Genomic DNA, 10,686 nt, shown 5'->3' on the forward strand with positions numbered 1-10,686 from the left:
AATCAAACCCAATAATAATTATGGAAACGAATGCATACAACCAGAAACTGAACCGCTACGTATTGAATGACCGGATTGTTTATACAGGCTTTTCCAGTTTTAATGGATGCACAGGAATGTGCCGACAAAAAAGGCGGAATATTAGTGGAAGTAGGATTTAAGGATGGAAATGATAATCCCGAAATCACGGATGAAGCCGGTTTAATAGAAAAAAAACTCCATTACTATGTGTATGCAGGCGATGAGTATAAATTTATCCATTCATCTGATCCAGGATTCAGGAAATATGCAGATGAGCTGCAGAAAATAAAAGCGAAACTGCAACAGTCTCCACCGGATGAAAGATATTTAGCCAATTTTGAAATCGAAAATGCAGAAGACCCGATTATTGTGATCAAAAATGATCATTTTCAATCGGTAACATCAAGAGAGCGTTCAAAGTATTTGAAACATGCCAGAGTTTATGAACTGGGGGTATCCCTGCCAAAACCTTAAAAAATCTAATCATGAGCAAGACTAAATATTCAGAAAAAGCTCAGGACAAAGTAGGAGAAGTAATGCACGAATTCAAGGAAGGAAAGCTGAAATCTTCTTCCGGAAAGAAAGTGACAAGCAGAAAACAGGCTGTAGCCATTGGTATTTCTGAAGCAAGAGAAAAAGGCTTAAAAGTGCCATCCAAGAAAAAAAGTAAATAATCCTTATAGCAATGCCCGGAAAACTTCCGGGCAATTATATAATATAGATAAGCAAAAGAAACGGCAAAATCAGCTTTCCTTTATTTTGCCTCGTTATATAGTATTTTATAATATTCATCTGCCATTCTGTCGCTATTGAATTGATCCTTAACATCATTCATCGCATTGTACTGAATCTTTCTCCACTGGTCAGGCCTGTCATAATAAGTAGGAAGAATTTCATTTTCAAGAATTTCATATAATTTATTGAGGTCGTAGTTGTCCTGTTCATAGATACTCATGTTCAGGTAATCTGCCTTGGGTACCACAAAAGAATTTTCACCATGTTTTGCAAATTCAGGAATCCATCCGTCATCAGTCGATAAATTGACAGAGCCGTTCATTGCAGCGGTCATTCCTGAAGTTCCTGATGCTTCCCGTGGAACTCTTGGATTGTTAAGCCATAGGTCTGAACCCTGCTTCAATGCCTTACTTAATGAAAGCTCATATCCTGTCAGTACGGCCATGTTTTTGTGGTTTTTACTTTCCTCAACCAATGTATTGAAAGTAGAAATAGCAGAATAATCCATAGGGTAGGGCTTTCCAGCCCAGATAATTTGTACCGGGTATTTAGGGTTGTTCAGAAGTTTGTGGAACCTGTCTTTATTATGTAAAAGAAGATCAGCACGTTTATAGCCCGCAAATCTTCTGGCCCAGACAATAGTAAAGACATTTGGGTTGAACAGATTTCCGGTTTGGTCTGCGACGATGTTGAAGAGTTTTTTCTTCAAATGTTTTTTCCGGTAATCAAAAACCGTCTTATCATTTTCATCTTTGGCATTGTAAAGAGCCTTGTCTGCCCAATATTTGAATTCCTGGGCATTGGTAATAGACTTTATTTCACAGATTCCTGGGTATTTATTCCACATAGCCCGGGAAACAACACCGTGCAGCTGGGAAACACCATTAGCTATTCTGGCCATTTTCAGAGCGCACAAGGAATGATTAAACCGGTCGTCATCGGCTCCTTCGATACTTTTAACCTCTTCTTTACTATAGCCGGAAAAATAAGACATATCATAACATAACTGCAGGTTATGTTTTTCGTTTCCTGCTTCTTCAGGAGTGTGGGTAGTGAAAACAAGTTTCTCTTTTACTTTATTCAGGTTTCCGTTGTATTTTTTTTAATAAATAAAATGCTGCTGGAAGTCCATGAGCTTCGTTCAGGTGGTATACCTCTCTTTCGATGTTCATTTCATCCAATAACTTGGCACCTCCTTTTCCCAGTAAGATATACTGGGCAAGCTTTGTAGATTCATTAGCGTCATACAGCTTGTGACAGATTGTTTTTGAGACATGATCATTTTCCGGAATATCTGTAGAAAGGAAAAACATTGGTGCTGTATTGAAGATTTCAGAATCAAGGTACCATACCTTCACCCAAACCGGAGCACTGTGGATCTCGATCTGAAATTTGATTCCCGTATCCTCCAGAAAGCTGTACATTTTTCTCGTCCATACCGGCTGTAGGGTTTGATCATGATTTCTTGCCTGGTCATAATAACCGAACTTCCACAAAATACCAATTCCGATAAGATCTTGTTTCAGGTTATAAGCACTTCTCATATGAGAACCGGCCAAAAAAACCAAGCCCGCCCGAGTATATTTTCAGTACCTGTTCAAGGGCAAACTCCATTGAAAAATAAACTGTTTTTTTAGAATATTGGGGATTGATATTATAAGGTATTTTAAAATTCCTGAAATCCATAAATGCGGGTTTGTGTTAGAAGTGGCAAAGGTATTAATTATGAAAATAAACTTTACATTAATTATTTGATAAATTAATGCTAAAGATAGATATTGAATCGTTTTTTTTACTTATCTTTAAGAGTGTAAATTTTTGATTATCAAAAACTTTTAATGATGAAAGCCAATGGCTGCATGTGTTCTTTAATAACAATAAAAAAATCACACATGAAAAAAAAACGTTTTCTGATGAAGATTTAATTAAAAATCTAAGTTTATATTACCTGAACAGGCATTTGAAAAAAAAAGCCCATAGAAAGATATCACCGTACCATAGATGAATCTCCGCTTCATGATCGCGAAAAATACCGAAAGAAATCTGAGATACTGCTGCTCAATTCTTTTATGCACCATTTCCCGGAAGTAAAGTTTGAAGATCTGACTTGTGAAAGTCCTGACTTTATTGCCAAATTAAATGATAAAAAAATCGGAATAGAATTGACCGAAGTGATCAATCATCTGGAAATGAAAAAAAGTAGAAAGTACTTTGAATAAGATGTTCCGCCAGGCAGAAATATTATTAGAACAAGAAGACACTACGAAATATCGTGGTGTTTATTTTTTGGAATTTCACCCTAATATAAAATTCGATAATCTGGAAGTACAACAGGAAAATATTATCAGTATCTATAAAAGTATAAAAAAAAATAAAGCTGTAGGCTGTGTGAAAAGCGTAAGGAAATCCTTTCACCGGAGAAACGTTTTTATTACCCATGAATACAGCATGAATCTTTTTGATGAACTTTGCTCAGAGAAAATTCTGGAGCTTATCGAGAAAAAAAATGAAAAGTTCCCTTACTATGATACTTCTGTAGACGAGTGCTGGCTTGTGATTGTTTCTGATATGAATTCTATTGCTTCAAGATATACGTTTATCCAGGATAAAGAGCATTTGAAGGAAGTGAAAAGCCCTTTTCATAAAATTTTTCACCTGGAAAATCTTTGCGGTAATATTACAAGCATAAAGTGAAATGATATTGTTGTTTATTCAACGGTTTTCTATTTTAATTTAAATTAATTTAAAATTATTTGATTTTTCTTATTTGTAATTGAAATATTGGGTATATTTGGTATGGATGAGTATTATTTGATGTAAAACCATTCAACCATGAAAACATATACCTATGAGAAAATTTTTACTGTTTCTTCTTGTGTGCATATCGCATACTTTTTATTCACAGGCAGATTGTTCTACGGCCTTATCCGTTTGTGGAAACTCCAGTATTACCTACAGTCCGGCAGGAATAGGAAATGTAGATGAATTTTTAGGAGATTGTCTGATACTGGGTGAGCATAATTCGATATGGTACAAAATAACCATTGCTACCAGTGGTACCCTTACCTTTGATTTAACCCCCAATGATCCGGATGCAGATTACGACTGGGCCATCTATGGTCCCAATGTTACCTGTGGGAATTTAGGAACACCCATACGCTGTAATGCTGCCACAGTTGTGGGGGTAAGTCCTATTACAGGGTTAAATATGACAAGTACCATTCTAAGCGCTCCCGGAGGATCAGCAACACCATATTGCCGGTATCTGGATGTTTTGGCAGGACAAACCTATTACCTGTATATTGATAATTGGGTGAGCGCAACAAGCAGTACCATGTCCCCTTTTTCTCTGACCTGGGGTGGAACAGCCACATTAGCTTCTCCATTCACCGATCCGGTACTGACACCTCATCCATTTATAGCTCCCGGAATTCCTGCAGCAAATCCGGCTGACCCTAAAGAAATAGTATTATGTTCCGGTACCATTTTATTTGATTTCTCTTCATTAACTGCAGGAATACTTAATGGAAATCAACATTTTAGTGTGACTTATCATCACAGTCAGAATGAGGCTTTGACAGGACAGAATCCTATTACAACCCCTATGACCGTCAATACAAGTACCGTTTTTTATTATAGTATCAGCTATACCGATCCTGTCAATCCCAATAATCCGCTTAATCAATGTAAACAGATCGGGAAGTTTAAGTTCAGGGATGCTTCTATTACAGCAAAAAATGCAACCCTGATCCAGTGCAATAATAACAATGCGGGTACTGCAGTGTTTGATTTAACAACAGCCGATGTCATTTCTGCTTCTAATGTGACCAAAAAATATTATAATTCCCTGGCGGATCTTAATGCGGGAACTAATGAAATTACAACGCCTTCAGCCTTTGTGTCTGCGGAAGGAACAGTTTATGTAAAAATAATTTCAACCTTTGGCTGTACCGCTATTGCGCAGATTACACTGAAATTTTATCCTGTAGTCGTTGTTAATGATACTACTTTAAGATCCTGTGCTCTGGAAACGGATCCGTCTGCTGCGGTATTCAATCTTACAGAAGCAAGTGTGACAACACAGCCGGTCGCCGGGAAAAAATATTATCCTTCGATGGCGGATGCAATCAATCAAACCAATGAAATCACTTCTGTAATCAATTATATTGCACCAAACGGAGTGGTATATGTAAGGGTTTCTAATGCGCAGGGATGCTATGCTGTCGCAAAAATTACTTTAGGCGTTATTCCACCGGTATATTCTGATGTCCTTAAAGATAAAACCATTTGTGCAGAGGCTAAAACATCACTGGATGCCGGTCCGGGATTCAAAACATATGAATGGAGTACAGGAGCTACTACCCAGGTTATTCATAATGTAGGAGTTGGTGCTTACTGGGTAAAACTTACAACAGGTAACTGTACGGTTATCCAGCATGTGAAAGTTTACCCTTCGCAACAGCCGGTTGTTACGGCCATTGAAATTGTAAATAATACCATTACCGTGTTTGTAAAAGGAGGAAATCCGCCTTATAAGTTTTCTATAGATAACATTACCTGGCAGGAATCCAATGTGTTCAATAACCTTTCAAGAGGAGATCATAAGGTATTTGTCAGGGACACTTATGACTGTAATCCCATAGAAATTAACATTGTTGTTCCTAACCTGGTGAATGTGATTACCCCGAATGCCGACGGAGTCAATGATGTTATTGATTATTCCGCATTGGCAGGGAAGCAGAATCTGGTATTGAATATTTTTGACAGATATGGCAACAAAATTCACCAGGCAGACCGGTTTAACGGATACAAATGGGATGGTACCCTTACAGGAAAAAAAGTCCCAACCGGTACTTACTGGTATTCTGTGACATGGAATGAAAATGATAAAATGAGTACACCTGTTAAATATTCAGGATGGGTATTGGTTAAAAACAGGGAATAACTTTAATTTTTATCATTGCAAAGTGATGCAGGAATGAAATTGAAACGGTAAAAAGGAAGAACTTTTTTAAATTTTAGATACATCTGGCTGAGCACAAGTTCAGCCAGATCGCTCTGGTAAGGAAATCTCAATGATCTGAAATAAATTATATTATTTTCTCATCAATTAATAATATTGTTTATATTTGCCTGAAAACATAAATGAAAAAAAATTATGAGAAAAAAGTTACATTTACTGATCTCGACATTCCTTTTTGCCTTAACCGCATATAGCCAGGTAGGTATCAATACATTAACTCCTGAAGGCATTTTGCACATGCAAAACACAACTTCACCATTAGGAATGATCCTGCCGAGAGTAGATTCTGCACAGATTACCGTTGCCAGAAGCATGACAACCCCCTTAGAAGCCACAGCAGTGTATGATAACAAAGAGCACTGTATAAGACTGAAAACAAGTGATGCTGACCGGGCATGGTCAGATTGCTTATTGGACAAATCTTCTGTAATTAATATCATAGAGCAGGAAATAATATACAACGGAAAAGTTCCTGCAAGAGCAACCAAGATAGCGGCAGGCCATTATTATGCAGCCATATATACTGATGCCTCAAGAGGAAATGTTGTTTATGGTATGGGATACCAGAATAATAACCAAATAGGTACCGTTACCAATGGTACCAATAACTATCCGCGTGCCGTTTTTGACCGCACAAGTGCAGATATAGATATGGGGTATTATAACGGAGCAGCCGTAACAGCCAATGGAGAGCTTTGGGTATGGGGATATAATAACAACGGAAAAAATGGAACGGGCAATACCACTACAGTAAATGCTCCCCGCAAAATTTCCCTGCCGGGAGGGGTTTCAGCTTCAAAGGTAAGAACAGGATATTACAATACTCTTGTCTTAGGTACTGATAAAAAACTTTATGTGTCAGGATATGCCGGTTATGGAACATTGGGGAATGGAACAACATCAGGAGATGCTTTGAATTTCCAGAAAATTCCTTTTTTTGATAACCAGGAAGTAGTAGATATGGATGTATTTTACTATGGTGCAATAGCAGTAACCAGTAACGGGAATGTATACGTTTGGGGAACGAATAGTACTACTTCAAGAAGACTGGGATTACCTACGAATGTAAGCGTTGCTTCAACTCCTACCTTACTGAATCCCAACTTTACCCTTAATGCCGGAGAAAGCGTTGTGAAAGTTGTTTTGGATGATGGATCCTTTGATGGAGGTGGTTTTATAACGAATCAGGGAAGATATTTTGCATTCGGTTACCTTTATTACCATGGAGGAGGTGGTGTATATGCAGGTCCTACAAATATTACTGCTGCTTTACAAACAGGTGAAAGATTCAGTGATATCTCTATGTACTATGGAGTAGGGTTGCTTACCAATCAAAATAAAATCTATGTGGCAGGTTCTTCTACCAATGGTAAGCTAGGTACAGGGAGTACGGCATTTGTTGCCAGTCTTACTTCAGTTACTCCGGCTACATCTCCTGTGGGCAATGTTTATACAGGTATCAGTTTAGGATATTATAATATGTATGTTACAACAAGTAGTGCCGGTGGAAAAAATAAAATTTATGGGGCCGGTTATGGTGCTAATAATCAATTGGGAAGAACTAATGAATCAGGCAGCAACAGTCTGGTAGTAGTATTTGAATAAGAATAAGAAATAATTAGTCCGGAAACCTGAGGGTAAAGGACAAAAATGGTTAACCCGGAGTAAAACAAAATTTTATTCCGGGTTTTATTTTACAGGCTTTAATTTGAAGTGGTTGAGTATCAATAGTGTATATCGTATGAAAGCTATAGGACTATAGCCGGATATTTATTTTCTACCTTATAATTTTATTTCTAATTTTACATGACTAATCAAAATTAGAAAAATGAAAGAACTGTTTATTAAACGATTTGAGTATTATAAATCACTCGGAGATAAAACCTTTACTCAGCTTTCCGAAGAACAGGTTTTCTGGCAATATAACGAAGAGAGTAATTCTATTGCCGTAATTGTAAAACATATCGCTGGGAACATGCTTTCGAGATGGACTGATTTTCTAACTGAAGATGGTGAAAAAAACTGGCGTGACAGGGATCAGGAGTTTGTGAATACTTTTAAAACAAAAGATGAAGTGATCAGCTATTGGGAAACAGGATGGAAGTGTCTTTTTGAAGCTTTAAACCAGATAAATGATGAGAACCTGTATTCCACGATTTACATAAGAGGAGAAGCACATTCTGTTATCGATGCTGTTTTCAGACAATTAACCCATTATCCTTATCATATAGGACAGATTGTTTACATCGCTAAAATGGTTAAAAACGAAGACTGGAAAACACTTTCTATTGCCAGAAATAAATCTCAGGAATTTAATGCAGGAATGAAAAACAGGTTTTCAGGAGAAGAAGCTGATACCAATTCTTCCCCGGTGTGTTTTCAAAACAGCCCTGAAGTAAGGGATGAATACAAGTAATAGACTGAATCAATCTTGGATTCTTATTAAAATTACTATCTTTGCACCCATAAAATTCAGGAGTAACACATGTCTACTTTTCAAAGAACTGCCGCATATCATACCCTTGGCTGCAAATTAAACTTTGCGGAAACATCTACTATTGCCCGTCAATTAACAGATGCAGGATATGATAAGGTAGGTTTTGATGAAAAAGCAAATGTATATGTCATCAATACCTGCTCTGTAACTGAAAATGCTGACCGTGAATGTAAGCTTCACGTAAAAAGAGCAATGAAAGCCAATCCCGATGGATTGGTAGTTATTGTTGGATGCTATGCCCAGCTGAAGCCTGAAGAAATTTCGCAGATTGAAGGTGTGGATCTGGTATTGGGAGCCAAAGAAAAATTCAATATCCTGAGTTATCTTGATGATTTGGAAAAATCAGAAAATGAAGGAATTGTTCATTCATGTGAAATTGAAGAAACTGATTTCTTTATCGGAAGCTATTCGATAGGAGACCGTACAAGAGCCTTTTTAAAGGTACAGGACGGATGTGATTATAAATGTACATACTGTACCATCCCGTTGGCAAGAGGAATATCGCGTTCGGATACCATTGAGAATGTTTTGAGAAATGCTGCTGAGATTGCAGCAAGAGATATTAAAGAAATTGTTCTTACAGGAGTAAATATCGGTGATTATGGTAAAGGGGAGTTCGGTAATAAAAGACACGAACATACCTTTCTGGATCTGATCTCTGAACTCGATAAAGTAGAAGGAATTGAAAGAATCCGTATTTCTTCCATTGAGCCCAATCTGTTGAAAGATGAAAGCATTGAACTGGTTTCCAGAAGCAGAAGCTTTGTTCCGCATTTTCATATTCCGTTGCAGTCAGGAAGTGATGATTTATTGAAAAAAATGAAAACGCCGGTACCTGACAAAACTGTATAGTGATAGAGTGAACAAAATCCGCGAGGTAATGCCTGATGCGGCTATCGGGGTGGACGTTATTGTCGGATTTCCGGGAGAAACAGAAGAGAAGTTTATGGAAACCTATAATTTTCTTAACGAACTGCCTATAACGTATCTTCATGTATTTACCTATTCTGAAAGAGAAAATACAGAAGCCGCAGCGATGGATGGAGTAGTTCCTGTTGCCGAGAGAAAAAAGCGTAATAAAATGTTGAGAATCCTTTCCGAAAAGAAAAAAATGGCATTTTATCAGACCCAGCTTGGGAAAACACTTCCTGTGCTGTGGGAGCACGAAAATAAAGACGGGAAAATGTTTGGCTTCACAGAAAATTATGTGAGAGTCCAGAAGGATTTTGACCCTGCTTCCGTCAACCAGATTGAATTTCTAAATTTAGAAAAAATACTGTCAGATGGCACAGTTTCTGTGCAATCTTCCTATCAAAAATTTTTTTAGCAAAAGCATAGTCTCTTTGCAAAATTTCCACTAAATTTATTTTTAAACTTTTAAATACTACATTCATGAGAGATAAGTTTTTATCTTGGGGAATTGTATTAGTAATTGCTACATGGATAGTGGCATTACTGATCAGAGCGCATTATTGGATACCCACGCTGTTGTCCGCTATTTATGCATTGGGAGTGTATAACGCATACCAATCAAAACATGCTATTTTAAGGAATTTTCCCGTATTGGGATATTTCAGGTACTTTTTTGAAAGTATTTCTCCGGAAATGCAGCAATACTTTATCGAAAGAGAAACAGACGGGAAGCCATTTCCAAGAAATCAGCGTTCTGCAGTATACAGACGGGCAAAAAATTTAAGTGATACGGTAGCTTTTGGTACACAGCTGGAAGTTAATCACAGGAAATACGAGGGGATCAAGCATTCTATTTATGCCAAATCGCCATCGGAAGAACTTCCGAGAGTCTGGGTTGGAGGAGAGCAGTGTACACAGCCTTATCATGCTTCTTTGTTCAATATTTCAGCAATGAGTTTCGGTGCATTAAGTGACAGGGCCCAGATTTCTTTAAACCGAGGGGCTAAAAAGGGTAATTTTTATCATAATACAGGGGAAGGAGGTATTTCTCCTTATCATTTGGAAGGAGGAGATTTATGCTGGCAGATCGGAACCGGGTATTTTGGATGCAGGGACGAAGAAGGAAAATTCAATCCTGAATTGTTTACGAAATATGCTACACTTCCTAATGTGAAAATGATTGAAATCAAACTATCACAGGGGGCTAAGCCTGGCCATGGAGGGGTGCTTCCGGGGGTGAAAAATACGCCGGAGATTGCTGCCATTCGTCACGTAACTCCGGGAATGACGGTAATTTCGCCACCTTCACATACAGCTTTTTTTCAGATGCAGCGGGATTGTTGAGGTTTGTGCAGGAATTAAGGGAGCTTTCAGGAGGTAAACCGGTTGGGTTTAAACTCTGCATCGGGGATACTAAGGAATTTGAAGATATCTGTGTGCAAATGAATGTTCTGAAAATTTTATCCTGACTTTATTACAATAGACGGAGCAGAAGGAG

Annotated in this window: 8 protein-coding genes and 2 pseudogenes; 8 read left to right on the plus strand and 2 right to left on the minus strand. The window is 37.7% G+C overall.

Going from position 1 to position 10,686, the window contains the following annotated elements; all coding sequences use genetic code 11:
* Positions 1-66: 66 nt before the first annotated feature.
* Together HX13_RS17390 and HX13_RS17395 are read left to right on the plus strand one after the other, a co-directional pair.
* Complete coding sequence (locus HX13_RS17390) at positions 67-495, plus strand: hypothetical protein (RefSeq protein ID WP_238555457.1); 429 nt, start codon at positions 67-69, stop codon at positions 493-495.
* Positions 496-506: 11 nt separating this feature from the next.
* Entirely contained in the window at positions 507-695 is a 189-nt protein-coding gene (locus HX13_RS17395; protein ID WP_050022126.1) for a DUF6496 domain-containing protein, read from the plus strand.
* Between the two features lie 80 nt (positions 696-775).
* Here HX13_RS17395 and glgP read toward each other — a convergent pair whose 3' ends face one another.
* The gene (gene glgP / locus HX13_RS24715; RefSeq protein WP_238555458.1) at positions 776-1,750 is read right to left on the minus strand and encodes an alpha-glucan family phosphorylase; all 975 of its coding nucleotides are present in this window, start codon (positions 1,748-1,750) and stop codon (positions 776-778) included.
* An 82-nt stretch (positions 1,751-1,832) separates the two neighbouring features.
* Positions 1,833-2,300 carry a hypothetical protein gene (locus HX13_RS24720; RefSeq protein ID WP_238555459.1) on the minus strand — a complete coding sequence of 156 codons (468 nt, stop codon included), beginning with the start codon at positions 2,298-2,300 and terminating at the stop codon, positions 1,833-1,835.
* 667 nt (positions 2,301-2,967) lie between these two features.
* Between HX13_RS24720 and HX13_RS24725 the strand changes: the two genes are divergently transcribed.
* The 6 genes and pseudogenes from HX13_RS24725 to HX13_RS17430 all read left to right on the plus strand — a co-directional run.
* Positions 2,968-3,450, plus strand: coding sequence for a hypothetical protein (locus HX13_RS24725; RefSeq protein WP_238555460.1), 483 nt, complete (start codon positions 2,968-2,970; stop codon positions 3,448-3,450).
* Positions 3,451-3,604: 154 nt separating this feature from the next.
* On the plus strand, positions 3,605-5,701 hold the full coding sequence (locus HX13_RS17410; RefSeq protein WP_050022127.1) for a T9SS type B sorting domain-containing protein: 2,097 nt from the start codon (positions 3,605-3,607) through the stop codon (positions 5,699-5,701).
* Positions 5,702-5,914: 213 nt separating this feature from the next.
* Positions 5,915-7,384 carry a hypothetical protein gene (locus tag HX13_RS17415; protein ID WP_050022128.1) on the plus strand — a complete coding sequence of 490 codons (1,470 nt, stop codon included), beginning with the start codon at positions 5,915-5,917 and terminating at the stop codon, positions 7,382-7,384.
* Between the two features lie 223 nt (positions 7,385-7,607).
* Positions 7,608-8,195 (plus strand): DUF1572 domain-containing protein, encoded by a 588-nt coding sequence (locus HX13_RS17420; protein ID WP_050022129.1) that lies wholly within the window; start codon positions 7,608-7,610, stop codon positions 8,193-8,195.
* A 69-nt stretch (positions 8,196-8,264) separates the two neighbouring features.
* Positions 8,265-9,603 (plus strand): annotated as a pseudogene (gene mtaB, locus HX13_RS17425) (tRNA (N(6)-L-threonylcarbamoyladenosine(37)-C(2))-methylthiotransferase MtaB).
* A gap of 65 nt (positions 9,604-9,668) precedes the next feature.
* A pseudogene (locus HX13_RS17430) lies at positions 9,669-10,686 on the plus strand (glutamate synthase-related protein); the annotation flags it as partial.

This window comes from Chryseobacterium sp. P1-3 (genome assembly GCF_000738495.1).
Classification (GTDB): domain Bacteria; phylum Bacteroidota; class Bacteroidia; order Flavobacteriales; family Weeksellaceae; genus Chryseobacterium; species Chryseobacterium gallinarum.

What these genes read in the sequence shown, in the direction of transcription:
- HX13_RS17390 (WP_238555457.1), top strand. Translation starts at nt 67, where the DNA reads ATGACCGGATTGTTTATACAGGCTTTTCCAGTTTTAATGGATGCACAG.
- HX13_RS17395 (WP_050022126.1), top strand. Translation starts at nt 507, where the DNA reads ATGAGCAAGACTAAATATTCAGAAAAAGCTCAGGACAAAGTAGGAGAA.
- glgP (WP_238555458.1), bottom strand. Translation starts at nt 1,750, where the DNA reads ATGTCTTATTTTTCCGGCTATAGTAAAGAAGAGGTTAAAAGTATCGAA.
- HX13_RS24720 (WP_238555459.1), bottom strand. Translation starts at nt 2,300, where the DNA reads ATGAGAAGTGCTTATAACCTGAAACAAGATCTTATCGGAATTGGTATT.
- HX13_RS17410 (WP_050022127.1), top strand. Translation starts at nt 3,605, where the DNA reads ATGAGAAAATTTTTACTGTTTCTTCTTGTGTGCATATCGCATACTTTT.
- HX13_RS17415 (WP_050022128.1), top strand. Translation starts at nt 5,915, where the DNA reads ATGAGAAAAAAGTTACATTTACTGATCTCGACATTCCTTTTTGCCTTA.
- HX13_RS17420 (WP_050022129.1), top strand. Translation starts at nt 7,608, where the DNA reads ATGAAAGAACTGTTTATTAAACGATTTGAGTATTATAAATCACTCGGA.